Source organism: Nonomuraea cypriaca (assembly GCF_015645445.1).
GTDB classification, from domain to species: Bacteria; Actinomycetota; Actinomycetes; order Streptosporangiales; family Streptosporangiaceae; genus Nonomuraea; species Nonomuraea cypriaca.
This window is the reverse complement of sequence record NZ_JADOGI010000044.1, coordinates 1-25294: the sequence shown is the minus strand read 5'-3', so window position 1 is coordinate 25294 and position 25294 is coordinate 1. Positions and strand designations below refer to the sequence as shown.

At 70.2% G+C, this 25294-nt stretch carries 21 protein-coding genes; 10 read left to right on the top strand and 11 right to left on the bottom strand.

The genetic code is table 11. The features are described 5' to 3' along the window. The first annotated feature begins 42 nt into the window (after positions 1 to 42). Positions 43 to 870 (top strand): PhzF family phenazine biosynthesis protein, encoded by an 828-nt coding sequence (locus ITP53_RS16905; protein WP_195896348.1) that lies wholly within the window; start codon positions 43 to 45, stop codon positions 868 to 870. Here ITP53_RS16905 and ITP53_RS16900 read toward each other — a convergent pair. The 5 genes from ITP53_RS16900 to ITP53_RS16880 form a co-directional block, all read right to left on the bottom strand. Next, positions 848 to 1684 carry a 5-oxoprolinase subunit C family protein gene (locus tag ITP53_RS16900; protein ID WP_195896347.1) on the bottom strand — a complete coding sequence of 279 codons (837 nt, stop codon included), beginning with the start codon at positions 1682 to 1684 and terminating at the stop codon, positions 848 to 850. The two genes, ITP53_RS16905 and ITP53_RS16900, sit on opposite strands and share 23 nt — an antisense overlap. Then, positions 1681 to 2295 (bottom strand): 5-oxoprolinase subunit B family protein, encoded by a 615-nt coding sequence (locus tag ITP53_RS16895; protein WP_195896346.1) that lies wholly within the window; start codon positions 2293 to 2295, stop codon positions 1681 to 1683. The genes ITP53_RS16900 and ITP53_RS16895 overlap by 4 nt, the downstream gene beginning before the upstream one ends. Continuing rightward, entirely contained in the window at positions 2292 to 3047 is a 756-nt protein-coding gene (locus tag ITP53_RS16890; protein WP_195896345.1) for a LamB/YcsF family protein, read from the bottom strand. The genes ITP53_RS16895 and ITP53_RS16890 overlap by 4 nt, the downstream gene beginning before the upstream one ends. A gap of 79 nt (positions 3048 to 3126) precedes the next feature. Further along, entirely contained in the window at positions 3127 to 4617 is a 1491-nt protein-coding gene (locus tag ITP53_RS16885) for a hypothetical protein (RefSeq protein WP_207756048.1), read from the bottom strand. A gap of 164 nt (positions 4618 to 4781) precedes the next feature. Beyond that, a complete protein-coding gene (locus ITP53_RS16880) occupies positions 4782 to 5006 on the bottom strand; it encodes a hypothetical protein (RefSeq protein WP_195896344.1) in 225 nt (74 codons plus the stop codon). 154 nt (positions 5007 to 5160) lie between these two features. Between ITP53_RS16880 and ITP53_RS16875 the strand changes: the two genes are divergently transcribed. The 3 genes from ITP53_RS16875 (at position 5161) to ITP53_RS16865 (ending at position 9930) form a co-directional block, all read left to right on the top strand. Continuing rightward, complete coding sequence (locus ITP53_RS16875) at positions 5161 to 5730, top strand: HhH-GPD-type base excision DNA repair protein (RefSeq protein WP_195896343.1); 570 nt, start codon at positions 5161 to 5163, stop codon at positions 5728 to 5730. 214 nt (positions 5731 to 5944) lie between these two features. Then, a complete protein-coding gene (locus ITP53_RS16870; protein ID WP_195896342.1) occupies positions 5945 to 8038 on the top strand; it encodes a SpoIIE family protein phosphatase in 2094 nt (697 codons plus the stop codon). Positions 8039 to 8280: 242 nt separating this feature from the next. Further along, positions 8281 to 9930: an RNA polymerase sigma factor gene (locus tag ITP53_RS16865; protein ID WP_195896341.1), complete on the top strand. Its 1650-nt coding sequence runs from the start codon at positions 8281 to 8283 to the stop codon at positions 9928 to 9930. Positions 9931 to 10137: 207 nt separating this feature from the next. Here the strand turns inward: ITP53_RS16865 and ITP53_RS16860 are convergent, their stop codons facing one another. Next, on the bottom strand, positions 10138 to 10884 hold the full coding sequence (locus tag ITP53_RS16860) for a YaaA family protein (protein ID WP_195896340.1): 747 nt from the start codon (positions 10882 to 10884) through the stop codon (positions 10138 to 10140). A 53-nt stretch (positions 10885 to 10937) separates the two neighbouring features. Between ITP53_RS16860 and ITP53_RS60285 the strand changes: the two genes are divergently transcribed. After that, entirely contained in the window at positions 10938 to 11633 is a 696-nt protein-coding gene (locus ITP53_RS60285) for a GNAT family N-acetyltransferase (protein WP_195896339.1), read from the top strand. Between the two features lie 480 nt (positions 11634 to 12113). Here ITP53_RS60285 and ITP53_RS16850 read toward each other — a convergent pair whose 3' ends face one another. Continuing rightward, the gene (locus tag ITP53_RS16850; RefSeq protein ID WP_195896338.1) at positions 12114 to 12344 is read right to left on the bottom strand and encodes a DUF7455 domain-containing protein; all 231 of its coding nucleotides are present in this window, start codon (positions 12342 to 12344) and stop codon (positions 12114 to 12116) included. 245 nt (positions 12345 to 12589) lie between these two features. Between ITP53_RS16850 and ITP53_RS16845 the strand changes: the two genes are divergently transcribed. Beyond that, positions 12590 to 14644 (top strand): DNA gyrase/topoisomerase IV subunit B, encoded by a 2055-nt coding sequence (locus ITP53_RS16845; protein ID WP_195896337.1) that lies wholly within the window; start codon positions 12590 to 12592, stop codon positions 14642 to 14644. A 304-nt stretch (positions 14645 to 14948) separates the two neighbouring features. Here the strand turns inward: ITP53_RS16845 and ITP53_RS16840 are convergent, their stop codons facing one another. Then, positions 14949 to 15443: a beta-class carbonic anhydrase gene (locus ITP53_RS16840; protein ID WP_195896336.1), complete on the bottom strand. Its 495-nt coding sequence runs from the start codon at positions 15441 to 15443 to the stop codon at positions 14949 to 14951. 139 nt (positions 15444 to 15582) lie between these two features. On the opposite strand from ITP53_RS16840, the gene ITP53_RS16835 reads away from it, so the two are divergent. Further along, complete coding sequence (locus tag ITP53_RS16835; protein WP_195896335.1) at positions 15583 to 15897, top strand: hypothetical protein; 315 nt, start codon at positions 15583 to 15585, stop codon at positions 15895 to 15897. Positions 15898 to 15997: 100 nt separating this feature from the next. Here the strand turns inward: ITP53_RS16835 and ITP53_RS16830 are convergent, their stop codons facing one another. Then, entirely contained in the window at positions 15998 to 16561 is a 564-nt protein-coding gene (locus tag ITP53_RS16830) for a thioredoxin family protein (RefSeq protein ID WP_195896334.1), read from the bottom strand. 54 nt (positions 16562 to 16615) lie between these two features. Here ITP53_RS16830 and ITP53_RS16825 point away from each other — a divergent pair, with 54 nt between their 5' ends. Next, positions 16616 to 16987 (top strand): VOC family protein, encoded by a 372-nt coding sequence (locus ITP53_RS16825; protein WP_195896376.1) that lies wholly within the window; start codon positions 16616 to 16618, stop codon positions 16985 to 16987. 489 nt (positions 16988 to 17476) lie between these two features. Here ITP53_RS16825 and ITP53_RS16820 read toward each other — a convergent pair whose 3' ends face one another. Then, complete coding sequence (locus tag ITP53_RS16820) at positions 17477 to 19984, bottom strand: DNA gyrase/topoisomerase IV subunit A (protein ID WP_207756040.1); 2508 nt, start codon at positions 19982 to 19984, stop codon at positions 17477 to 17479. Positions 19985 to 20120: 136 nt separating this feature from the next. Between ITP53_RS16820 and ITP53_RS16815 the strand changes: the two genes are divergently transcribed. Next, entirely contained in the window at positions 20121 to 22259 is a 2139-nt protein-coding gene (locus ITP53_RS16815; protein WP_236050880.1) for a RecQ family ATP-dependent DNA helicase, read from the top strand. A 99-nt stretch (positions 22260 to 22358) separates the two neighbouring features. Here ITP53_RS16815 and ITP53_RS16810 read toward each other — a convergent pair whose 3' ends face one another. Next, positions 22359 to 23252, bottom strand: coding sequence for a carbohydrate kinase family protein (locus ITP53_RS16810; RefSeq protein WP_195896332.1), 894 nt, complete (start codon positions 23250 to 23252; stop codon positions 22359 to 22361). A gap of 169 nt (positions 23253 to 23421) precedes the next feature. Here ITP53_RS16810 and ITP53_RS16805 point away from each other — a divergent pair. Then, positions 23422 to 25294 (top strand): bifunctional acetate--CoA ligase family protein/GNAT family N-acetyltransferase (locus ITP53_RS16805; RefSeq protein ID WP_328814773.1); only part of this gene is annotated, 1873 nt, incomplete at its 3' end.

Sequence of the window (25294 nt, the reverse complement as noted above, 5' to 3'; positions counted from 1 at the left end):
CGCATGTTAACGGGAAAAGCCCCCTCTGAGAGACTGAGCCGTATGTCGCGCCCATTTGTCCAGGTTGATGTATTTACCTCCACCCCCTACGGCGGCAACGCGCTCGCCGTGGTGCTTGACGGCGCCGGCCTGACGACTGAGGAGATGCAGCGGTTCGCCGCGTGGACGAACCTGGCGGAGACCACTTTCCTGCTGCCACCTGACGACCCCGCCGCCGACTACCGGGTACGGATCTTCACCCCCACCGTCGAGTTGCCCTTCGCCGGGCACCCGACGCTGGGCAGCTGCCACGCCTGGCTGGAGGCCGGGGGAGTGCCGCGCACGGCCGGTGAGGTCGTCCAGCAGTGCGCGGCCGGGCTGGTACGGGTGCGCGAGACCGGCGAAGGACCGGCATTCGAGGCGCCGCCGCTACTGCGGTCGGGGCCGGTGGAGGAGCCGCTCGTCGAGCGGATCGCCGAGTCCCTGGGAATCGGGCGGGATGAGATCGTGGACGCCGAGTGGGCCGACAACGGTCCCGGCTGGGTCGCGGTGCTGCTGGCGGACGCCGAGGCGGTACTCGCCCTGCGGCCGGGGCCGGTGCCGCACGACGTGGGCGTGGCGGGGCCGTACCCGGAGGGGTCGCCCTGCGCGTTCGAGGTGCGGGCGTTCACGCCCGTGCACGGCACCACCGTCGAGGACCCCGTGACGGGCAGCCTCAACGCCTCCCTGGCCCAGTGGCTGCTGCGCACGGGCCGGGCCAAGGCACCGTACGTCGCGAGCCAGGGCACCGTGCTCGGCCGCTCGGGCCGGGTGCGCGTGACCGAGGAGGACGGCGGCGTGTGGGTGGGCGGCTCCGTCGTCACCTGTGTCAGCGGCCGGGCCGAACTGTGAAGCGTACTTCGTCCCCCGGCCTGAGCTGGGCGGTGACCGGCAGGTCCGCGGCGCGTACGACGCCGATGACCGGATAGCCCCCCGTCGGCGGATGGTCGGCGAGGAACACGATCGGCTGCCCGCTAGGCGGCACCTGGATCGCCCCGGTCACCATGCCCTCGCTCGGCAGCTCGCCCTCCCTGGCCCGCCCCACCTCGGGCCCGTGCAGGCGCACCCCCACGCGGTTGCTGTCCTGACTCACGGTGTACGGCCCCGCGCACAGCCCGGCCAGCGCCCCGGGGACGAACCAGTCGTCGCGCGGCCCCGGCAGCACCCGCAACACGGCCGGCCGCGGCTCGGGCAGCGGCGCGAAGTCCGCCGAGATGACGCCTTCCGGCGGCCCCACGGGCAGCAGCGTGCCGGCCCGCAGCGGCTCGGGACCCAGCCCGGACAACGAGTCGGTGGACCGGCTCCCGAGCACCGGCTCCACCGCGATCCCGCCGCGTACCGCCAGATAGGTGCGCAACCCGTGGGAGGGCGCGCCCAGGCGCAGCTCCGTGCCCGCGGGCACCCAGAACGGCGCCCCCATCCCGGCCACCGCCGCCACGGGCGCGCCCGCGAGCGCGATCCACGCCGCGTCCAGGAACAGCAGCCTGGCCAGGCCGAACGTCACCTCGATCGCCGCCAGCCCCTCGGCGTTGCCCACGAGCCTGTTGGCCAGCTTCATGCTCTCCACGTCGGCCGCTCCCGAACGCGGCACCCCCAGGTGCGCGAGCCCCGGCCGGCCGAGGTCCTGGACGGTCGCGTACGGGCCCGGCGCCAGCACCTCGATCATGAGGCTTCGAACCGCACGCGCATCCCCGGCCTGAACAGCGACGGCGGGTCGGCCGCCACGTCCCACACCCGCACGGACGTGCGCCCGAGCAACCGCCACCCGCCCGGCGACGCCGTCGGATAGACCGCGGAGTACGGCCCCGCGACCGCCACAGAACCGGCGGGCACCGAGGTCCGCGGCGTGTCCAGCCTGGGCAGCTCCAGCATGGGATCGAGCCCGGTGAGATACGCGAACCCCGGCGCGAATCCCAGCCACCCCACCACCAGCTCACGCCCGGTGTGCCGGGAGATCACCTCGGCCACGGAGATCCCCGCCAGCGCCGCCGCCGAATCGAGGTCCGCGCCGTCGTAGACCACGGGGATCGTCACCACGGGCCCCTCGGCGGTCCCTGCCCCGCCCCGGTCCCGCTCCCGCGCGGTCACCTCAGCCAGCCGCGCGCGCAGCCGGGCCTGATCCGCCCCCGGCGCCACCACGAGCACGGTTTCCGGTCCTGGCACGATCTCCACGACCCCCTCGGGCCGCTCGGCCCGCAGCGCCGCGTCCAGCCGGTGCGACAGCTCCAGCGAGCCGGTCTCCACCAGCAGCCCGTGCTCCCCGGCCGTCCGGATCACGCGAACGCCTGCAGGACCACTCCGGCCGCCAGCAACTCGTCCCGCACCCCGCGCGCCAGCCTGACGGCGTCAGGCGTGTCGCCGTGGACGCAGATGGACCGGGCGGAGACAGGTACGGAACTACCGTCAGAGGCCGTCACAGAGCCTTCCACGGCCATCCGGCGCGCCCTGGCCGACACCGCGGCGGCGTCGTGGATGACCGCGCCTGGCTCCCTGCGCGAGACCAGCATCCCCGCGGGCGTGTAGGCGCGGTCGGCGAACGCCTCGCTCACCGTCGGCACGCCCTCGGCCGCCGCCACCGCGTGTACCACCGACCCGGGCAGCGTGAGCACCGGCAGCGAGGGGTCGTAGTCGGCCACCGCGTCGATCACCGCCGCCGCCTGGACCTCGTCGCGGCAGATCCGGTTGTACAGCGCGCCGTGCGGCTTGACGTAGGAGGCCCGGCCGCCCATGGCCCTGGCGATGCCGTCGACGGCCGCGAGCTGGTAGAGCACCTCGGCGCACAGCTCCTCCGGCTCCATGTCCATCTCCCTGCGCCCGAAGTGCGCCAGGTCCCGGTAGGATACCTGCGCCCCGATCGCCACGCCGCGGTCGACGGCCGCCGCGCAGGTGCGCCTGATCGTCACCGGATCGCCGGCGTGGAAGCCGCAGGCCACGTTGGCACTCGTGACGATGTCGAGCAGCGCCAGGTCGTCGCCGAGGCGCCAGATGCCGAAACCCTCACCCAGGTCCGCGTTCAGGTCGATCACCATGGCACCATCATGGCGCTACCGGCTACCTCGGCGCGACGAGGAGTGTCCGAGTCACGTACATCGCCATGGAACAGGGACTTCAGATCTCGTCCGGGATGTCCGCGATGTCGTCGAGGGCCGCCGCCAGCTCGTCGGGGTCGCCGCCGATCCGCTCGGCGATCTCGATCAGCACGTGCAGCACGTCGTGGCGGTCGTGCCCGAGGTCGAGCAGCCGCTGCGCGGCCTCCCAGAGCTGTGGCGGGTCGCCGTCCCACAACCGGGTGGCGATCTCCTCGTGCCAGGCCAGGTGCTCCTGGTCGATCGTGCCGCCGTGGTCGATCTGGAGTAACGTACGCCGGTCGCCCTCGTCGGCCGGGTTGAGGTGGTCGAGCTCGATGCCGGCGTGCGTGCCCTGCAGGAACGGGAACGCGAAGACCCGCCGCGCCAGCGCCGACAGGTCGCCGTCCGGCAGCAGCCGCGCCAGCAGCGGCCCGTCAAGCCCGAACGACGTCGGATCCCGGTACGCCTCGGGGAACTTGCCGATCGCCTCCCACACCGCGTCGAGCGTGGCCTTGAGCCCCTGCTCCGGCAGCCCGGTGCGGTGCGCGGCGAAGCGCACCCACGCCGCCAGCACGTGCGGCATCGCCTCCTGCTCGGCCCCGCTCAGCATCACCTTGCGCGGCAGCCAGTCGAGCAGGAACGTCTCGCACTTGGTCGGGCTGACCCGCATCGGCCGGTTGAAGTCCTGCTCGCAGCCGTAGTCGATGATGTGGTCGGCGCACCGCGAGGCCGCCGAGGGGTCCGACAGGTGCTCGGCCGCGTCCGAGGCGAGGAACTCCGCCGCCAGCATGGCCCGCCGCTCCCTGCTGTAGGGCGCCTCGATGTGCAGCGGCGCGGGCCGCTTGCGCCCGGGCGGCAGCGCCTTCAGCCTGGCGCGGGCGAAGGCGTGGTAGGCGCTGTAGCTGTCGCTCACCGGGGGCGGCGTCTTCGGCTCACCGGTGGCCTTCATCGCCGACTCCAGCAGCGCCCTGGCCTGCTCGGGCTGGATCTCCTCGAACAGCAGCATCGGGTTGCCCGCGGCCTCGGCCCTGGCCTGCTCCAGCAGCTTGTCGACCTGCGAGGACACCCAGGCGTCGCGGGCCATGCCGCTCATGTTGTAGTCGACGACCATGACGAGCGCGTGCCGGTCCATCGGCAGCGCGCCGTCCTTCCACCGGTAGGCGAACGTGCAGATCACCGTGTCCTGGTCGCCGTACGCGTCGCGGGAGACGTAGCAGCCGGCCGGCTTCACCGCGCCCACGTGGTCGGCCCAGCCCGGCCTGGCCACGCCTGACTCCATCATCGCCAGCGCGGCGCCCTCCGCCTTGGCGCCCTGACGGGCGGTGCCGAGATAGGCCAGGCAGATCAGCAAGGTCAGCGAGGCGGGCGTGCCGGCCTTGGCGGCGTAGTCGACCAGCCCCTCACCGAGCACCTGCTCCACGTCGCCGCCCCTGACCCGCCTGCCCCACCAGGCACCGATCATGTCGGAGACCATCAGCTCCGCGTCGAGAGGAGTGCGTACGGCGAGCAGCTCTCGAGCCGCCTGCACCATCTCCTTGAACACGTCGTCTGGCGGGGTGCTCTCCCGGGGATCTCGTCGGTGTCGGCGCACGCCCTCACTCTCTCGTATTCCAGGCGCAAACGGTGCGGAGAACTCGGCCTGGTGACCCCGATGTTATCGGGCAGGTCGTGCCGGAGGCGCTCATCCGAGTGGCGCTATCGGTCGCCCCGGGGCGGGGGCGCCGAGTTCACGATCGCGAGCAGGTGCTCGCGGGCGATGCGTTCGACGACCTCCGGGGTCGCCGAGACGCCGAGGTGCTGCGCGCACGCGCACACGTCCGCGACACAGCGGTCGATCGTGTCCACGGGTACGGTCAGGAACTCTTCGGCCAGCCTGAGACTGACCGGCTCCCGCAGGAACCGTGTAGCCAGAGCGAGCATAGAAGTGAGATTCCTCTGGAGACCTAGGGGCAAACCCCCAGGAATGTCTGCTGGGCGACTTGCGCTCTCATTTCACCTTTTCTCGGGCAGGTGTCAAGCCTCCACGACGCCTGTGTTCACTTCACGAGGTGCTCATTCGTGCGAAGCTGTCTCCATGCGCATCCAGCTCGCCCAGCGGGACGAGGCAGACGAGCTCCTCGGCCGCAGCCCGCTCGCCCTGCTCGTCGGCATGCTGCTCGACCAGCAGATCCCCATGGAATGGGCGTTCACGGGGCCATACACCATCTCCCAGCGGCTCGGGCACGACCTCACCGCCGCGGAGATCGCCTCCTTCGAGCCCGAGGCGTTCGCCGCGCTGCTGGCCGAGAAGCCGGCCGTGCACCGCTACCCCAAGTCCATGGCGGCCAGGATCCAGCAACTCGCCGCCTACCTCGTCGAGCACTACGACGGCCGGCCTGAGAAGATCTGGGCGGACGCCGGTGACGGCAAAGCGTTGTTGAAACGACTCATGGCCCTTCCGGGATACGGGAAGCAGAAGGCCCAGATTTTTTTGGCATTGCTGGGCAAGCAGCTGGGGGTCCAGCCATCAGGCTGGCGTGAGGCAGCGGGACTCTACGGTGAGGAGGGGTCACACCGATCGGTCGCCGACGTGGTCGACGCCGAGAGCCTGGTCCGCGTACGCGCCGCCAAGCAGGAGGCCAAGCGCGCGCCCGAGGCCCAATAGCTGCGCTATAACCTGATCTTGCTGCGCGACGTGGAGCGACTTTGACAGGATGCGTTGACCTTAGAAGCGACCGGGCGGTGGGGGCTTCCGTCCGCACCTGCCCATCGCCGATGATGTACTGCAGAATCCGGTCGCCCGGAGCTGCGCTACGCCGATACACAGTTATGGAGATGTGCCGCGTGGGAGACCCTGGCACGCGACGGAGGTGCCGACCATGAGCGCCGAGACCTCCGTTCCCCGTCCCCGGGAGTCGGATGTGGACATCTCAGACTCCGCCCTCTTCAAGGGCATGCTGTCGGAGGCCGAGTTCGCCTTCGCGTTCTTCGACGGCGATGGCCGCGTTCAGCGGGTCAACGACGTGTTCAGCGATGTCGTCAACGTGCCCGCCGAGCGCATGATCGGCAGGCCGCCGGTCGAGGCGCTGGCCGCCGACCTCAGCCAGATCATCACGCACGCCGTGCAGGCCGTGATCGAGACCGACGCGCCCGTCACCGAGGGCCGCGTACGCGTGCGGTCCGCGGAGGGCGACACCAGGCACTGGTCGCTGTCGTTCTCGCCGGTCCACGACGAGGCGGGCGAACTGCGCGCGATCGCGCTGATCGGACTCGACGTGACCGAGAGCCGCCAGACCGAGGAGGCGCTGCGGCGCAGCGAGGAGCGCTACCGCTCGCTGGTCGAGGCGCAGTCGCAGCTCGTCTGGATCACCTCGCCCACCGGCGCCGTGGTCGAGGACGCGCCGCAGTGGCGCGCCATCACCGGCCAGGGGCTGGAGGAATACCTCGCCAACGGGTGGCTGGAGGTGGTGCACCCGGAGGAGCGCCAGCAGACCGAGGAGGCCTGGAAGGAGGCGCTGCGCGGGCGCACCATGTTCGAGTGGAACTACCGCGTACGCACCCGCGCCAGCGGCTACCGCCACTTCGAGGTGCGGGCCGTGCCGATCATCAGGCACGGCCGGGTCGTCGAGTGGGTGGGCGCCAACACCGACGTGACCCCGCAGCGCGAGGCCGAGGAGATGCGCGGCAGGCTGACCGACCAGCTCGGCGCCGCCGCCCTGCGCACCGCCAGGCTGCAGGGCGCCACCGCCATGCTCGCCGAGGCCCTGACGGTCGAGCAGGTGGTGCAGGTCATCATCGACGTGGGCCGCACCGCCCTGGCCGCGGACCGTTCGGCGGTCGCGCTGCTCGACACCGACCGGGCGGCGCTCAAGCTGATCAACGGCGAGGGCATCCCGGAGGCCTCCGGCGCGGCGGGCGAGGAGATCCCGCTGTCCCACTCCAGCGTGATGACCATGGCCGTCAACAGCCGCAGGCCGGTGTTCGCCGAGTCGACCGACAGCCTGAAGGCGCAGCTGCTCGAGGCGGGCGGCGACGAGGAGGTCCTGGCCAACTACCTCGCCAGCAGCGACGAGCGGGCCTGGGTCGGGTTGCCGCTGCTCGCGGCCGGCCGGGCGCTCGGCGCGCTGCGATTCTCCTTCACCCGGCCGCAGAAGATCTCCCAGGAGGACGGCGTCTTCCTGGAGGCGCTGGCCGGCCAGTGCGCGCTGGCGGTCGAGCGGGCCACCCTGTTCGAGCGCGAGCACCGCACGGCCGAGACGTTGCAGCGCAGCCTGCTGCCCGACCGCCTGCCCGTGGTCAAGGGCCTGGTGCTGGCCCAGCGCTTCCGCTCGGGCAGCCGCCACGTCCAGGTCGGCGGCGACTGGTACGACGCGTTCGTGCTGCAGGACGGGCGTGTCGCGGCCGTCGTCGGCGACGTCATGGGCAAGGGCGTCAAGGCCGCGGCGGGCATGGGCCGCATCCGCAACGCCATGCGGGCGCTGGCGCTGACCAACCCGCCGCCCGCGGCCGTGCTCACCGGGCTCGACCGCGTCTTCGAGGCCACGGAGGAAGAGGAGCAGGTCACCACCCTGGCCTACATGGTCGTCGAGCCGGTCACCGGTGAGGGCACGCTGGCCCTGGCCGGGCACCCGCCACCCGTTCTGGTTTCTCCGCAGGGCACGGCGATCCTGTGCGACGCCGAGCCGGGCACTCCGCTAGGCTGGCCGACCAGCCGCAGGCAGTTCCGGTTCGTGGTGCCGCCCGGCCATACCGCCGTGCTCTACTCCGACGGACTCGTGGAGAACAGGAAGCGCGGGCTGGATGCCGGTCTCGCCGAGATTTGCAGTGTTGTGACCGAAGCGCCGCCTGAGGTCGTGAGTAGTCCGCACATGTTGCTGGACTTCCTGGTTGACCGGATGTTGTCTGGATATGAACAGGATGATGACGTTACCGCGCTCGCCATTCACGTGCCGCCCGCCACGAAGAGTGACTGAATGAAACAGTCATAAGGGTTGCTTTCGGGTATCAGTGCCGCCCTTACGTACGCACTACTGTCTGGGTCGGCCTAGGGTGGAGGTCAACCGCCGGGAGGTGGCCGTATGGAGTGCGGGGTCATGCCACAATGCTGTGCAGGTCCGTCGCGGTCCGCACGGCCTCACCGATCTCCGAGAGAGGCAACAGCCCCCCAGCGGGCATCTGGGTCCATTGTCGCCACGCGTTCGTTCGAGAGGTGTTCGTGTCGCCTGCAAGTTCGACTCGCTCGAAGCCACAAGAGCTGAACGAGCCCGTCATTCAGCGACTGCTCGAGCGTGGGCGCTCGCAGGGTTTCCTCGAGTCTGAGGATGTCCGTCAGGCCTTCGAGGAGGCGGACATCCCCATGTCGCACGCCGCCGCGTTCTTGCGGAACCTCAGTAAAGAGGGCGTGACCGTGGTGGTGACCGCCGCGGATTCGGCTGCGCCGAAGAAGAAGTCTCGAGGTCCAGCAAAGCGCCAGACCGCCGCGCCCGTCAAGACCAAGACGGCGGCGGCCGCCAAAGAGCAGCAGCCCGAGACCGTGACCGCGGTCGTGGGCACCGCCGAAGCCGAGCCGGCCGCCAAGAAGGCGGCCCCTGTCAAGAAGGCCGCTCCGGCGGCGAAGAAGGCCGCGGCCCCCGCCGCCGCCAAGAAGGCCGAGCCGAAGAACGGTGGGCCTGCCGAGAGCAAGCAGAAGGCGCCCGAGGGTGCCAAGGCCGACTCGGACGACGAGGACATCGAGCTCGACGGCGACGTGGAGCTAGAGGATCTCGAGGACATCGAAGTCGAGGACGAGGAGATCGTCGCCGAGCCCGAGTCCGAGTCCGATTCGGACGACGACTCCGAAGAGGAGCCCAAGCCCAGCGAGATCGTCGCCGTGCAGAAGACCGAGGACGAGGTCCTCATCCTCACCGACGACGACGATGACGCCCCGGTCGCGCAGGTCGCCGCCGCCGGCGCCACCGCCGACCCGGTCAAGGACTATCTCAAGCAGATCGGCAAGGTCCCCCTGCTCAACGCCGAGCAGGAGGTCGAGCTGGCCAAGCGCATCGAGGCGGGACTGTTCGCCGAGGAGCAGCTGGGCGGCGGCGAGGTCGAGGGCCTGCCGGTCGACGTCCGCGCCGAGCTGGAGTGGATCGCCGAGGACGGGCGCCGCGCCAAGAACCACCTGCTGGAGGCCAACCTCCGGCTCGTGGTCTCGCTGGCCAAGCGCTACACCGGCCGCGGCATGCTGTTCCTCGACCTGATCCAGGAAGGCAACCTGGGTCTGATCAGGGCCGTCGAGAAGTTCGACTACACCAAGGGCTACAAGTTCTCCACGTACGCCACGTGGTGGATCCGGCAGGCGATCACCCGTGCCATGGCCGACCAGGCGCGGACCATCCGCATCCCGGTCCACATGGTCGAAGTGATCAACAAGCTGGCCCGTGTCCAGCGGCAGATGCTGCAGGACCTGGGCCGTGAGCCCACCCCGGAGGAGCTGGCCCGAGAGCTGGACATGACGCCCGAGAAGGTCGTCGAGGTCCAGAAGTACGGCCGCGAGCCCATCTCCCTCCACACCCCGCTGGGTGAGGAGGGCGACAGTGAGTTCGGTGACCTCATCGAGGACTCCGAGGCCATCGTCCCGGCCGACGCCGTCAGCTTCACGCTGCTCCAGGAGCAGCTGCACTCCGTTCTCGACACGTTGTCGGAGCGGGAGGCGGGCGTCGTGTCGATGCGGTTCGGCCTCACCGACGGTCAGCCGAAGACGCTCGACGAGATCGGCAAGGTTTACGGGGTGACCCGTGAGCGCATCCGCCAGATCGAGTCGAAGACCATGTCCAAGCTGCGCCACCCGTCGCGTTCCCAGGTCCTCAGGGATTACCTGGACTGACCAGACCGACACGCCGAAGCCCCGCACATCGTTTGTGCGGGGCTTCGGCGTGTCCGGGTCCAGGTGCACATCTCGGTTTCTGGGATTGGGTGTGAGGTGTACGTCCCGGTTTATCTGAGGGCTCGGGTGTGTGGTGTGAGTCGTACGTTCTGGTGTCTTTGGGGTTCAGGCGTGCGGTGTGAGATACGCGTCCCGGTTTTTCTGGGTTCAGGCGTGCGGTGTGAGGTGCACGTCCAGGGTCCAGGGGAGTGCCGGGCGTGCGGGTGGTGTCAGGTCGACCGCGTGACCGAGGCCGGCGAGGATTTTGGCCAGCTCGCCGGGCGTGGCGGGATCGGCGTCATGGAGGAGCAGCGTGCGGGCGATCTCGCCCCTGGTGGCCTTGGCCATGTGGCTGACGACCTTGCCGCCGCTGAACACGCGTACCGCCACCGAACGCCCGCCCGGCCGCCACGCGCCGGCGTACGTGGCCGAACGCAGATCCACCACCAGACCGGGCCGCCGATCCAGCTCCTTCGACACCAGCGGCCGCCAGAACGCCGCCAGCCCGCCCAGCGGAGGCAGCGAGACGCCCATCGACAGCCGGTAGGGCGGGATGCTGTCGATGATCCGCAGCACGCCCCAGAGCCCGGAGAAGATCAGCACCGACTCCTCCGCCCGTCGCCGCGCGTCTCCGTCGAGGCTGCCGAGGCCGAGCTTGTCGTAGAGCACGCCGGTGTAGAGCTCGGCGGCGGGCAGGGTGGCGGCGCTCTTGAGCACGACGTTCTTGGCCGCCTCACCCGCCAGGCCCGGCGTCAGCCCGAGCACGTCCGGCGCGTCACGCCGCTTGGAAGCCCGGATTAGCGCGTTCGTCACTCGCTTGCGGGCCTTGTCGAGCCCGGGGAACGACAACTCGCCGAGGGGCGGACCGTTCCCCTTGGACGCCTTGCCTTCGGACGGCGGCAGCAGGATCAGCACGACCACATACCCTATAAGCCCAGGCCAGCGGGGACGGACAGTAGGCTGCGTTCGTGAATTATGACCTTCTTGTCCATGCCGCCTGGCCCGCGTACGAGCAGCGCGTCCACGACGGCTGGGTGCTGCGTTACGCCGGCGGCGTGACCAAGCGGGCCAACTCGGTGCTGGCGCTGGACGAGCCCGGCGATCTCGACGCGGCGATCGAGGTGGCCGAGAAGTTCTACGCCGAGCGCGGGGAACGGTGCGTGTTCTCGATGGGGGCGGGCGTCGTACCCGGGCTCGACGAGGAGCTGGCGCGCCGGGGATACGAGCTGACCGACCCGACAGTGATCATGGCGGGTGCGCCGTCGCTGCCGCCCGCGGGCGAGGTGCGGGTCGAGGAACGTCCCTGGAAGGCCTGGCTGGACACTTGGTGGGCGGTGGACGGACGCTACGGCACCGGCTACGAGGCCGCCGAACGCATCTGCACGGGAGTGCCCGCCTGGTACGGGGCGGTCGAGCGGGACGGCGTGGCGGTCGCCGTGGGGCGGGCGGTGCCCCAGGGGGAGGCTGTGGGGATCTACTGCATGGCCACACGGCCGGAGGCGCGCCGTCAGGGACTGGCCAGAGACGTCCTGAGAGCCCTGCTGCGCCGCTGTGGCGGCGGCACCGGCTATCTGGTCACCACGGCCGGTAACACGGCCGCACAGGCGCTGTATCGCGCGGAGGGGTTCGACGTGGTGGGCGGGTACCACTATCGGATCCGGTGAATTTTTTTACGGCGGGCCGAGTGGGCCTGCGCCACCCGCCGCACGTGGCCATGGCCTCCAGGAAGACGGCCGCTGACCGCCACATGGCCGGGCGCCGTTACGCCGCGCATCCTTGACCGGCTGGCGGCTGACCTGGGACCCATGGTCGTCGCGGTTGAAAGTTGTCCCACCGGCCCCGGATTCCATTGCCGGACGCCCGGGGTCCATGGGGATCACGCGAAGTTCCCCTTGGCGCGGCGAACCGCGGGCCTGGCCTGCGGGCGCATGGGTCATGGACGGCCTCGGGCGTGAATCCGACTGTCCGGCAGGGGAACTGATCCGGAGGCCTGTCGCGAGTCCATTCGTCACGAGGGACGGTGTCCGTCTGGAGATCCTTGGGATGTCCATGCGAGCGTTCTTTGGAAATGGGAAACGGCGGTCCTGGGTCTACCAGAACCGCCGTCCACAATATGTGGTTATCTCAGCACGACCAGCGCTAGGTCAACGCTCGTCGTTGGGGGTAATCGAATTGGTTTCGCTGAGTCGAGCCGACTCGTCCAGGATGTCGGCGCCCTTTTCACGCAGTGCTGCGACGTGCTGACGCCCATGATGGGCGCAGAACAGCAGCTCCCCACCCACAGGCAGGGTCGCGCGAATGTAGGCCTGGGCACCGCAGCGGTCGCAGCGGTCGAGGGCCGTCAGCGGCTTAACGGGGGCGAGAGCTCCAGTCACGTATCGCCTTTCGGGTCACCCCCGCCGAAGCGAGGATCTGGCGTCAGTCACTTGGACAACATCTAACCGGACGTGGACGTTCCCAACCGCCCCCTCTCTACGCCCAGAGCGGAATGTGCCCCAAAGTAATGATGATCAGCCGGTTGGTAACGGCAAACGTGCGGCCATGGCAAGCTTGTACGCGCGCCTACGGGAAGGACGGTAGGCTACGCACACCTGTTCGATGCCTAACCAGGGGAGCTGGAGTGACGCTAGTGGAGGCGGGTTACACGGCTCGTCACCTCTCGGTGCTTGAGGGCCTCGAGGCCGTTCGCAAGCGCCCGGGTATGTATATCGGGTCCACCGACAGCCGCGGGCTCATGCACTGCCTCTGGGAGATCGTGGACAACGGCGTCGACGAGGCGCTGGCCGGTCACTGCGACCGGATCGAGGTCGAGCTCCATCCCGACGGCTCCGTCGAGGTCCGCGACAACGGCCGCGGCATCCCCGTCGACGTCGAGCCCAAGAGCGGCCTGGCCGGCGTCGAGCTCGTTTACACCAAGCTGCACGCGGGCGGCAAGTTCGGCGGCGGCTCCTACAGCGCCTCCGGCGGTCTGCACGGGGTCGGCGCCTCCGTGGTCAACGCCCTGTCCGCGCGCCTCGACGTCGAGACGCGCGGACAGGAGATCAGCTTTCGCCGCGGCGTCACCGGCATCTTCGACGGCGAGGGGCCGACGGCCAAGTTCAAGAAGAAGTCCGGGCTGCGCGAGGGCGGCAAGCTCCCCAAAAACGTCACCGGCACCCGCGTGCGCTTCTGGGCCGACAAGCAGATCTTCCTGCCCGACGCCGAGGTCTCGCTCGACGAGATCCACGTGCGGCTGCGCCAGACCGCGTTCCTGATCCCCGGGCTGACCCTGGCCGTCACCGACAGCAGGCACGAGGAGCGCGTCGAGGAGGAGTTCCGCTTCGACGGCGGCATCTCCGAGTTCACCGAGTTCCTGGCCCGCGACGAGCCCGTCTGTGACGTGCTGCGCCTGCAGGGCATGGGCCACTTCCACGAGACCGTGCCGGTCCTCGACGACCAGGGCCACATGACGCCCACCGAGGTGCAGCGCGAGCTCACCGTGGACGTGGCGGTCCGCTGGGGCAAGGGTTACGAGTCGACCGTGCGCTCGTTCGTCAACGTGATCTCCACCCCCAAGGGCGGCACCCACCTCACCGGCTTCGAGCGCGGTCTCGTCCGCACGATCAACGAGCTGCTGCGCGAGACCCGCCTGCTGAAGAACGGCGACGACCCCGTCACCAAGGACGACATCTCCGAGGGGCTCACCGGCGTGGTCACGGTGCGGGTGCCGGAGCCGCAGTTCGAGGGGCAGACCAAGGAGGTGCTCGGCACCTCGGCGGCCACCCGCATCGTCTCCCACGTGGTCTCCCGCGAGCTCAAGGAGCTGTTCGCCAACCCGCCGCGCGGGTTCAAGCAGCCGCTGCGGGCCGTTCTGGAGAAGATCGTCGCAGCCGCCAAGGCCCGCATCGCGGCCCGCGAGCACCGCGACAACCAGCGCCGCAAGAGCGTGCTGGAAAACTCCGCGCTGCCCGCCAAGCTGGTCGACTGCCGCAACGACGCCGTCGACCGCAGCGAGCTGTTCATCGTCGAGGGAGACTCGGCGCTGGGTACGGCCAAGCTGGCCCGCGACTCGGAGTTCCAGGCGCTGCTGCCGATTCGCGGCAAGATCCTCAACGTGCAGAAGGCGTCCGTGAGCGACATGCTCAAAAACGCCGAGTGCGCCGCCATCATCCAGGTGGTCGGGGCCGGCTCCGGGCGCTCGTTCGACATCGAGGCCGCCCGCTACGGCAAGGTCATCCTCATGGCCGACGCCGACGTGGACGGCGCCCACATCCGCTGCCTGCTGCTGACCCTCTTCCACCGCTACATGCGGCCGATGGTGGAGGCGGGGCGCGTGTTCGCCGCCGTGCCGCCGCTGCACCGCATCGAGTTGACCAACCCCGGGCGCGGCAAGGAGAAGTACATCTACTGCTACTCCGACGCCGAGCTGCAGAAGGTGCTGCGCGACCTGGAGCGGCGCGGCAAGCGGTGGAAGGACCCGGTGCAGCGTTACAAGGGCCTCGGTGAGATGGACGCCGACCAGTTGGCCGAGACCACGATGGACCCGCGCCACCGAATCCTGCGCCGGGTCAGGATCGAGGACGCCGAGGGGGCCGAGGGCATCTTCAACCTGCTGATGGGCAGCGAGGTGGCACCTCGGCGCGAGTTCATCGTCAGCAGCGCCGCCGAAGTCGACCGCGACCACATCGACGCCTGACGGGGCACATCAGACCGAACCCGCCCGACACCGGTCAGCCGTTCTGCCACGCTCGTGGCTGTCTTGTTCTGTACGGCGGAGCCGGCCCTCCAGGGTGACGCTCCAGCCATGCGCTCGTCTGGTGGCTGCGGGTTCGGCCGGCTCGTGCTGCCACCGTTCAGTGACTGCTTTGTTCTTTTACGGCGGAGCCGAACAGGCTCCACCCGCCGTCGTTGGTGACCGGCCCTCCAGGGTGACGCTCACCAGCCTCCCCGGCGCGCCTCCGCAACGGGCCGGGCATGGCCGTCTGGGTGGTGAGGTGGGCTCAGTGCGGGGAGGGGGTCAGGCGGCCGGTGTGGACGTCGTAGATGGCGCCGGATATCGGGATTCCCTCCGGGAGGAATGGTGTGGAGCGGATGCGGATGAGGTCGTGACGGAGCGCCTCGTTCTGGTCGGGCACCGTGTGGAACTCCAGGCTGCGGGTGTCCACCCCGCGTTCCAGCGTGAGCGCGTGTACGTCGGAGTCCGTCGCCTTGGCCATGCCGCAGTCGGTGTGGGGCACCACGAGGATCCGCTCGACGCCCAGCAGGTAGACGGCCAGCACCAGCGTACGCAGTACGTCGTCCGTCACCCGGGCGCCCGCGTTGCGGAGGATCTTGGCGTCGCCCGCCTTCAGACCGAGCATCCCCAGCGGGTCGATGCGGGAATCCATGCAGGTCACGACGGCCAGTCCGCGAACTGCCCGGCCAGTGAGACCCGAGTGTCCGAATCTCTTGGCGAATTTCACGTTGGCGGCATATAGGTCGTCGAACGCACTCATGCCACAAATGATCCTGTACAGCCTGAAGCTGGTCGCCTTCGGGGTGGCGAATGGCAGGACTTGGTAAACGTCCCACGGAGATGACTCACCTTGCGTGATGATGTCGTAACCGTACGTACGTGATCGAAGAAGGTTAGTCGTGACCAGGTCCGAATCGCTCGCCGCGTATCTCCGCGCCCAAGCCCGGCGCCGCCTCGACCGGGTGGAGTCCAATGACGACGGCCGCAACGCCAAGTGCGCCCTGGCCCTCCTCGACACCGCCGCCTACGCGGCCAGCCTCCCCGAGGATGATCCGCTCATTCTCCGGCTGGATGACGCGGGGTGCTTCGGGCCGCTGGGATGCGAGGGCTTCGACCCGGGGGAGGGCGGTACCCGGCTGATCCGGCACTGGCAGGGCGGTGAGCCGCACGAGTTGCTGCTCGCCCTGCCGTCCGCCGCCACCACCTCCGCCTGATCACCGTCACCCGTCCCGGGCGCGGTGAGGGCTTCGCAGGGGGTTCTGCGAAGGGCGGAGGGAAGTGATGCGCCCCCGCATGTCCGGCCTGTGGGGTGGGTCAGGTGGGTTCGTTGCCTGGCTTCCATTTGATGCCGCAGCCGAGTGATGGGTGCTGTTCCTCGGGTGCCGGGTCGCCCTCCAGTATGGCGTCGATGGCCGCGCGCAGGGACGAGCCGGTGACCGGCACGGAGTTGCCCGGCCTGGCGCCGTCGAACTCTCCGCGGTAGGCGAGCCGGAGCTGCGCGTCGTACAGGAAGAAGTCCGGTGTGCAGGCCGCCCGGTACGCCTTGGCGACGTCCTGGGTTTCGTCCAGCAGGTACGGAAACGTGAACCCGGCCCTGGCGGCCTGTTCCGCGAGGTGTGTGGGATCATCATCGGGGTAGTTCACGCTGTCGTTGCTGCAGATGGCCACGATCGACAGCCTGGCGCCGTAATCGGCGGCCAGGGTCCCGAGGCCGCGCTCGATGTGCCGTACGTACGGGCAGTGGTTGGACAGGAAGACCACGAGGGTGGCGGGTGAGCCCTTGAGGTCGCCGAGCGAGACGCTGCCGCCGTTGATCGCGGTGAGGTCGAAGGCGGGCGCGGGAGTGCCGAGCGGGACCATGAACGAGTTGGCAGCCATGGCATTCATTCTTGTCCGCGAGCAGGCAGGCGAAACGAGAGTCAGAGGTGAATGATGGGTGGCATCGCGGAGTTCCGGAGCGTCGTGCTGGACTGCCCGGACCCGAAGGGGCTGGCGGAGTTCTACTCGCGGTTGCTCGGATGGCCCGTCACGTCGGTCGAGGACGACTGGGTGGTGGTGACCGATGGCGGGCCGCCCAGGCGGCTGGCGTTCCAGCTCGCGACCGACTTCCGGCCACCGACCTGGCCGGAGCCCGAGCGGCCGCAGCAGTTCCACCTGGATCTCCAGGTCGAGGACCTGGAGGAGGCGGAGAAGCGGACGCTCGAGATCGGGGCCACCAAGCATCGACACCAGCCCAGCGAGGATGACAGTTTCCGGGTGTTCCTGGATCCGGCCGGTCACCCGTTCTGTCTTTGCCGCGCCTGATCCGGCGCCGCCGGGCGAGCTCTCGCGCCCAGGATCGAGGGGACCGTCCTGGGCGCGAGGGGTATAAATCGGCAGAACGTCGGCATAACGGCCCGACGGGCATGAATGGTGCCGCGGGCATAACTGACAAGTGAGGGCTGGTCCCGACGAGCGCGGGGCCGGCCCACCACATGTGCGGGTTCCGCCGGGGATCACACACGTCCAGGCCTCGCCGGTCCCAGGCCCAGCCGATCCGCGGGCGGTGGTGGTTGTAGGCGTCGACGAAGCGGTCGATGAGCGCCTTGAGGTCGTCCAGGGTGGTCGAACGCCCGGCAGTCCCAGGCCCCAGCCGGTCCAGGCCAGGCCGTCCAACCCCCGGCCGGTTCAGGCCAGGCCAGTCCGTCCAACGCCCGGCCGGTCCAGCACCACGCCAGTTCGTCCAAGACCCGGCCGGTCCAGGCCAGACCGCTCAACGCCCGGCCGGCTTCCGGCCGGGCGTGTGAGTGGTGGTCAGTCCTCCAGGGAAGTTGCGGGGTCGGCGCCTGAGCCCACGGCTTCAGGAGTGGAGGCGAGGGCCCCGCCGACGGCGCCGATGGTGTGGGTGAGGCGTACGCCCGACCCGTCGCGGCGCCCGATCTCCTCAGGCAGCGACACCGGCTTGCCCACCGCGGACACCGCCTTGGCAGGCGCGGGCCCGGCCCAGGCCAGGAGCAACTCGTCCTCGCCCTTCAGGAACCGCTGAGCCCGCACGCCGCCCGTCGCCCGCCCCTTGGCTGGGAACTCCGCGTAGTCGGACAGCTTGCCGCCGCCCACCTGCGTGCCCGGCAGCGCCGTGGAGGAGCCGGCGATCGTCACCACATGCGCGGGCTGTTCAGGATCGACCACGCCGAACCAGATCACCCTGGCCCCGTCCTCCAGCCGGATCCCGGCCATGCCGCCCGCCGGCCGTCCCTGCGGCCGCACCAGCGCGGCGGAGAAGCGCAGGAGCTGGGCGTCGGAGGAGATGAACACCAGGTCGTGCGACTCCGACACCAGCTCCACGGCGCCCACCACGCTGTCGCCGTCCTTCAGGGTGATCACTTCGAAGTCGTCGCGGTTGGGCGGATAGTCGGGTACGACCCGTTTGACCACGCCCTGCGCGGTGCCCAGCGCAAGGCCGGGCCCGTCCGGGTCGAGTGAGCCCAGGCCGACCACCTTCTCGTCGGGCTCCAGCGACACGTATTCGGACACCGGATGGCCACCCGACAGGGACGGCGGGTTGGCGGCGGGCGGCAGCGTCGGCAGGTCCACGACCTGGACGCGGAACAGCCGGCCGAGGGACGTCACCACCCCGACCTCGCCGCGTACGGAGGTGCGTACGACCGAGATCAGCACGTCGTGCGCCGACCGCTCGCCCTCGCCCGGCAGCGGCTCGGCGTCGGAGGTGCGGGCCAGCAGGCCGGTCGAGGACAGCAGCGCCAGGCACGGGTCGTCGGCCACCTGGAGCGACGCCATGGGGGTACGGGCGACGCCCGGCGCCTCCAGCAGGACGGTGCGGCGCGGCGTGCCGTACTTCTTCGCCACGTCGGCCAGCTCGCCCGAGACCACCTGACGCAGCTTGGTGTCGGAGGAGAGGATCTCCGTCAGCTTGGCGATCTCGTCGGTCAGCGTCTCCTTCTCCCGGTCGAGCTCCAGCTTGTCGTACCTGGTCAGCCGCCGAAGCGGGGTGTCCAGGATGTACGCGGACTGGATCTCGGTCAGGTCGAAGACCTCCATCAGGCGCGTCCGCGCCGCTGCGGAGTCGTCGGAGGAGCGGATGACCTGGATGACCTCGTCGATGTTGAGCAGCGCGATGACCAGGCCGTCGACCAGGTGGAGGCGCTCCTCGCGCTTGCGGCGCCGGAACTCGGACCTGCGGCGCACGACCTCGATCCGGTGGCCGACATAGACCTGGAGCAGCTCGCGCAGCCCGAGCGTGCGGGGCTCGCCGTCGACGAGGGCGACGTTGTTGATGCCGAACGTCTCCTCCATCGGCGTCAGCCGGTAGAGCTCCTCGAGGACGGCCTCGGGGATGAAGCCGTTCTTGATCTCGATGACCAGCCGCAGGCCCTTGTGCCGGTCGGTGAGGTCCTTGAGATCGGCGATGCCCTGCAGCTTCTTGCTGGTCACCAGCTCCTTGATCTTGGTGACCACGCGCTCGGGGCCGACGCTGTAGGGCAGTTCGGTGACGATGATGCCCTTGCGGCGGGGCGTGATCTGCTCGACCGCGCATTTGGCCCGCATGCGGAACGTGCCACGCCCGGTCTCGTACGCGTCGCGCACGCCCTGCAGGCCGATGATCGAGCCGCCGGTCGGCAGGTCAGGACCCGGCACGAACCTCATCAGCTCGTCCAGCGTCGCGTCCGGCTTCTTGATCAGGTGGCGGGCGGCGGCGACGACCTCGGTGAGGTTGTGCGGGGCCATGTTGGTGGCCATGCCGACCGCGATCCCGGTCGTGCCGTTGACCAGCAGGTTGGGGAACGCCGCCGGCATGACCGTGGGCTCGGTCTCCTGGCCGTCGTAGTTGGGCTTGAAGCCCACGGTGTCCTCGTCGAGCGACTCGACCATGAGCATCGCCGCCGGGGCCAGCCTGGCCTCGGTGTATCGCATGGCGGCGGGCGAGTCGTCGGGGGAGCCGAAGTTGCCGTGGCCGTCCACGAGCGGCAGACGCATGGAGAACGGCTGCGCGAGGCGTACGAGGGCGTCGTAGATCGCGCTGTCACCGTGGGGGTGCAGCTTGCCCATGACGTCGCCGACGACGCGCGAGGACTTGACGTGGCCGCGCTCGGGGCGCAGGCCCATCTCGCTCATCGAGTAGAGGATGCGCCGCTGCACCGGCTTGAGGCCGTCACGAGCGTCAGGCAGGGCGCGCTGGTAGATCACCGAGTAGGCGTACTCGAGGTAGCTCGTGCGCATCTCTGAGGAGACGTCGATGTCGACGATCCGCTCCTCGAAATCCTCGGGCGGGGGTGCAGTCGTGCGTCGGGCCATGTCGAACATTGTGCCGAAGGTATTCGGGTGCCCGCGACTCGACGCCGAACTCCGTTCCGTCTGCGGGCCCCGTACGGCCGGGTATTCGCAGGACCTATGCCGCGGAGCCGCGCACAGTGTCGGGGGAAGCTGGTAACAAAGAGACATGATTGAAGCGCCGGATGCCGCGATGCTGAGGGAAGAGGCCGAGGAGCGCCTGCGGGCGCTGGCGGGCGACCACGCCAGGCTCCGTGACGACCAGTGGGCCGCGATAGAGGCACTCGTCGTGGACCGGCGCAGGGTGCTCGTCGTGCAGCGCACCGGCTGGGGCAAGTCCGCCGTCTACTTCGTGGCCACCGCCCTGCTGCGTGAGCTGGGGGAGGGGCCCACGGTCATCGTCTCGCCGCTGCTGGCCCTCATGCGCAACCAGATCGCCGCCGCCGAGCGCGCCGGGATCACGGCCGTCACCATCAACTCCGCCAATCCCGAGGCGTGGGACGATATCTACGCCCAGGTCGCCGAAGGCATGGTGGACGTGCTGCTGGTCAGCCCCGAGCGGCTGAACAACCCCGACTTCCGCGACAACGTCCTGCCCGAGCTGGCCGAGAGCGCCGGGCTCGTGGTGGTGGACGAGGCGCACTGCATCTCCGACTGGGGCCACGACTTCAGGCCCGACTACCGCAGGCTGGCGACGCTGTTCGCACAGCTGCCGCCCGGCATCCCGGTGCTGGCCACCACCGCCACCGCCAACGCGCGCGTCACCCGTGACGTGGCCGAGCAGCTGCGCCTGCCCGCCGAGCTGCTCCCTGACGGTACGGGGCCGGCCGAGTCCGGTGGCGCGGACACGCTCGTCCTGCGGGGGCCGCTGGAGCGGGAGAGCCTCCACCTCAGCGTCGTCCGGCTGCCCACCGCCGAGCAGCGGCTGGCCTGGCTGGCCCAGACGTTGCACGAGCTGCCCGGCTCCGGCATCGTCTACACCCTCACCGTGGCCGCCGCCCACGAGATCGCCGGCCACCTGCGCGAGCAGGGGCTGGAGGTGGCCGCCTACTCCGGGCAGACCGATCCGGCGGAGCGGCTGGCGGCCGAGGACGCGCTGCTCAACAACAAGATCAAGGCGCTGGTGGCGACGAGCGCGCTCGGGATGGGGTTCGACAAGCCCGATCTCGGCTTCGTCGTGCACGTCGGGGCGCCGCAGTCGCCCGTGGCCTACTACCAGCAGGTCGGCCGGGCCGGGCGCGGGGTGGAGCGGGCCGAGGTGATCCTGCTTCCGGGCACCGAGGATCGCGATATCTGGGCCTATTTCGCCTCGCTGGCGTTCCCGCCGGAGCCCGTCGTACGCACCACGCTCCGCACCCTCGAAGAGCGCGGCGTCATGTCCACTCCCGCGCTGGAGACGGCCGTCGACCTCAGCCGCAGCCGCCTGGAGATGATGCTGAAGGTCCTCGACGTGGACGGCGCCGTACGCCGCGTCAAGGGCGGCTGGGAGGCGACCGGCGAGTCGTGGGCGTACGACACCGAGCGTTACACCCGCATCGCCGCCGAGCGCCGGGCCGAGCAGCAGGCCATGCTCGACTACCTGACGACGACCGAGTGCCGTGAGCAGTACCTGCGCGGGCACCTCGACGACGACAGCGCCACGCCGTGCGGCCGCTGCGACAACTGCACCGGCCGGCACCGCTCACCCGAGATCAGCGCGCGGGCCGTCGAGAGCGCCCGCGAACGGTTGAGCCGGCCAGGAGTCGAGATCGAGGCCCGCAAGCAGTGGCCGACGGGCCTGCCCGACCTGTCCGGGCGGATCAAGGCCGATCTGGGCGCGGAGCCGGGCAGGGCGCTGGGCCGGCTGACCGACATCGGGTGGGGCAACCGGCTGCGGGACCTGCTCAACGGCGCGGACGGGCCGATGGCCGACGACATGTTCAAGGCCGTGGTCCAGGTCCTGTCCGCCTGGGACTGGCGCGAGCGCCCGGTCGCCGTGGTCAACGTTCCTTCCGCGACGCGGCCCCTGCTGGTGCGCGCGTTCGCGGAGCGGCTGGCGCAGGTGGGGCGGCTGACCTACCTGGGGGAGCTGGGCTACCGGGCGGGGACGCCAGGACAGCAGTTCAACAGCGCCAAGCGGGTGCAGGCGATCAGGAACACACTGGCCATGCCCAAGGAGCTGAGCGCCTCGATCGCTCAGTGCGGCGGGCCCGTCCTGCTGGTGGACGACCGGGTCGACACGGGGTGGACGATGACGCTGGGGGCGGCGCTGGTGCGCCACGCGGGCGCTCCGGCGGTCCTCCCGCTGGCCCTCGCCACCACCTCCTGAGCGTACGCGCCCGCGAGGGATCGTTTTTCTGAGCGTACGCGCCCGGGAAGGATCGTCGAAAAGGGAGCAGGCCGGTCGTTGGCCTGGGGGATGCGGAGATCAGAACGGCGGGCGGGCGCCCAGGTGCATGATCGCCTTGGCCGCCAGCCGGCAGCCCGAGGCCAGCGCCTCCGCCGGCGGCTTGCCCTCCAGCCACGGCGGCAGGAACCCGGCGGAGAACGCGTCGCCCGCCCCCGTCCCGTCCACGATCTTGTCGACCGGGTCGGCCGCCACATGTACGGGGTCGGGGCGGCCGTTGCTGAACCACAACGCGCCCTCGGCGTTCATCTTGATCACGACCTGCGGGAACCACGCCGTCAGCACCTTGGCGGCGGCCTCCGGGTCGTCGCGGCCGGTCAGCACCTTGGCCTGGTCGGTGTTGGCGAACAGCAGCTTGACCCCGTTGGTCCACTCCAGGAACGGCTCCGCCCCGGTGCGCTCCAGCGGAGCCGACGAGGCGCAGTCGACCGAGATCGACATCCCGGCGCGGCGGGCCAGGTCGAGCGCCGCGAGCCCGGCGTCGCGCGAACCCTCGTTGATCAGCGTGTAGCCCGACAGGTGCAGGTGCGTGCCCGACCCGAACAGGTCGCGCGGCAGGTCCTCGGGGGACAGGGCGGCGTTGGCACCCGGGTCGGACAGCATGGTCCGCTCGCCCTTGTGGGTGACGAGCACCACGCAGGTGCCGGTGGGCCGCTCCGGGTCCATGACGAGCCGGGCGTCGACGCCGTAGCCCATCAGCTCCATGTCGCGGTTTCGCCCGGTGATGTCGGCGCCCCTGCGGCCGATGTAGGCCACCTCGGCACCCTCGACGGCCAGCCACGAGGCGATGTTGGCCCCCGAGCCGCCGCCATGCATGGTCACGATCGCCGGGGTGTCGCTCGCCCTGGCGAGCGCATAACGGGCGCGCGCGACCGCGTCGGTCATGAGATCGCCCACCACGACGACCCGCGTCATGATGCCACCACCTTGCTGCCTTCAGAACGAGCCTGGCCACGGCAAAACTAACAGCTTCCGGGCTGCCCGTGGGGCGGACCCAGGACACCAGGTCGCAGTCGATGCACAAGCGTTGCCCAACTGGAGCCCCCGGTCTTGCCATGTGGGATGCAGGTTTACGCTCGTGACTGTGGAGGCACACTATCCGGCCCACTGGGAGGCCGATGTCGTCCTGGCCGACGGCGGGACGGCGCACGTCCGCCCGATCAGGCCCGCCGACGCCGACCGCCTTCGCTCCTTCTACTCCCGGTTGTCCGACGAGTCGATCTATTTCCGGTTCTTCGGCCCCCGGCCCCGGCTGTCCGACAAAGAGGTGGAGCGCTTCACCAACGTCGACTACGTCAACCGGGTCGCACTGATCGCCACCATCGGCACCGAGATGGTGGCCGTCATCCGCTACGACCGCACCGGTCCCGGTGAGGCCGAGGTCGCCTTCCTCGTGGAGGACGCGCACCAGGGCAGGGGAGTGGCCTCCGTGCTGCTGGAGCACCTGGCCGCCACCGCCCGCGAACGCGGCATCGAACACTTCGTCGCCGACGTCCTGCCCGCCAACATGCGCATGATGGGCGTGCTGCGCCAGGCCGGCTACACGGCCCAGAGCCAGTTCGCCGACGGCGTCGTACGCATGACGCTCGACCTCACGCCGACCGAGACCTCCGCCGAGGTGACGGTGGCGCGCGAGCACCGGGCCGAGTCCAGGTCCATCGCCCGGCTCCTCACCCCGGGCTCGGTCGCGGTCATCGGCGTCTCCCGTGCGCCCGGCGGGGTCGGTCAGACCGTCCTGCGCAACCTGCTCGCCGCCGACTTCACCGGGCCCGTCTACCCCGTGCACCGGGAGGCTCGGGCGGTGGCGGGCGTGCGGGCCTACCCGAGCGTGGGCGCCATCGACGACGAGGTGGACCTGGCCGTGGTGGCGGTGCCCGCCGAGAGCGTGGTCGACGTCGTCAAGGAATGCGCGGAGAAGGGCGTGCACGGGCTGGTCGTGGTCTCGTCGGGGTTCGGCGAGTCGGGGGCGCGGGGGCGGGCCAGGCAGGACGAACTGGCACGCCTCGCCCGCTCCTACGGCCTGCGCGTGGTCGGCCCCAACTGCCTGGGCATCGCCAACACCGACCCCGCCGTCCGGCTCAACGCCACCCTGGCCGCCACCGTTCCGGGGCGGGGCCGGGTCGGGTTCTTCAGCCAGTCGGGCGCGCTCGGCACCGCCCTGCTGCAGCGGGTGGCGCAGCGCGGGATGGGCATCTCGTCGTTCGTCTCCGCGGGCAACCGAGCCGACGTCTCGGGCAACGACCTGCTCCAGTACTGGGACGAGGACGACTCGACCGAAGTGATCCTGCTCTACCTGGAGTCTCTGGGCAATCCGCGCAAGTTCACCCGGCTGGCCAGGCGCATCGCCCGGCGCAAGCCGATCGTGGTGGTCAAGAGCGGCGGCACTCCCACCGGGCACTCGGCGGAGGAGCTGAGGCTGCCGGACTCGGCGATCAGCTCGCTGTTCGAGCAGGCCGGCCTGATCAGGGTCGACGACCTCATCCAGCTGTTCGACGTGGGGCAGCTGCTGGCGTACCAGCCGCTGCCCTCGGGGCCGAGGGTGGCCCTCGTGACCAACTCCGACGCCCTCGGCCTGCTGGCCGCCGACGCCTGCATCTCCGCCGGTCTCGAGCCTCGCCCGCCGGTCAACCTCGGTCCCGCCGCAGAAGCCCCCGAGTTCGGTACGGCCCTCGCCGGCGAACTCGCCTCCCCCGACGTGGACGCCGCGGTCGTGATCTACATGCCGCCCATCCCTGGGAACGCCGACGAGGTGGCGGCCGAGTTGCTGCGCGTCTCGAAGGACATCGCCAAGCCGGTGCTGACGACGTTCTGCGGGCATCTGGGCATGCATCCGTCGCTCCAGGTCGCGGCGGACGCCCCGGCGACGCCCGCGCGCGGCTCGATCCCGTCGTACGCGGCACCCGAGGAAGCGGTACGAGCCCTGGCCCACGTCGTCCGCTACGCCACATGGCGAGCCC

Excerpts from the sequence above, each read along its gene's own strand:
- ITP53_RS16905 (WP_195896348.1), top strand. The coding sequence starts at position 43 with ATGTCGCGCCCATTTGTCCAGGTTGATGTATTTACCTCCACCCCCTAC.
- ITP53_RS16900 (WP_195896347.1), bottom strand. The coding sequence starts at position 1,684 with ATGATCGAGGTGCTGGCGCCGGGCCCGTACGCGACCGTCCAGGACCTC.
- ITP53_RS16890 (WP_195896345.1), bottom strand. The coding sequence starts at position 3,047 with ATGGTGATCGACCTGAACGCGGACCTGGGTGAGGGTTTCGGCATCTGG.
- ITP53_RS16885 (WP_207756048.1), bottom strand. The coding sequence starts at position 4,617 with ATGGTGCAGGCGGCTCGAGAGCTGCTCGCCGTACGCACTCCTCTCGAC.
- ITP53_RS16880 (WP_195896344.1), bottom strand. The coding sequence starts at position 5,006 with ATGCTCGCTCTGGCTACACGGTTCCTGCGGGAGCCGGTCAGTCTCAGG.
- ITP53_RS16875 (WP_195896343.1), top strand. The coding sequence starts at position 5,161 with ATGCGCATCCAGCTCGCCCAGCGGGACGAGGCAGACGAGCTCCTCGGC.
- ITP53_RS16870 (WP_195896342.1), top strand. The coding sequence starts at position 5,945 with ATGAGCGCCGAGACCTCCGTTCCCCGTCCCCGGGAGTCGGATGTGGAC.
- ITP53_RS16840 (WP_195896336.1), bottom strand. The coding sequence starts at position 15,443 with ATGAGTGCGTTCGACGACCTATATGCCGCCAACGTGAAATTCGCCAAG.
- ITP53_RS16830 (WP_195896334.1), bottom strand. The coding sequence starts at position 16,561 with ATGGCTGCCAACTCGTTCATGGTCCCGCTCGGCACTCCCGCGCCCGCC.
- ITP53_RS16825 (WP_195896376.1), top strand. The coding sequence starts at position 16,616 with ATGGGTGGCATCGCGGAGTTCCGGAGCGTCGTGCTGGACTGCCCGGAC.
- ITP53_RS16820 (WP_207756040.1), bottom strand. The coding sequence starts at position 19,984 with ATGTTCGACATGGCCCGACGCACGACTGCACCCCCGCCCGAGGATTTC.
- ITP53_RS16815 (WP_236050880.1), top strand. The coding sequence starts at position 20,121 with ATGATTGAAGCGCCGGATGCCGCGATGCTGAGGGAAGAGGCCGAGGAG.
- ITP53_RS16810 (WP_195896332.1), bottom strand. The coding sequence starts at position 23,252 with ATGACGCGGGTCGTCGTGGTGGGCGATCTCATGACCGACGCGGTCGCG.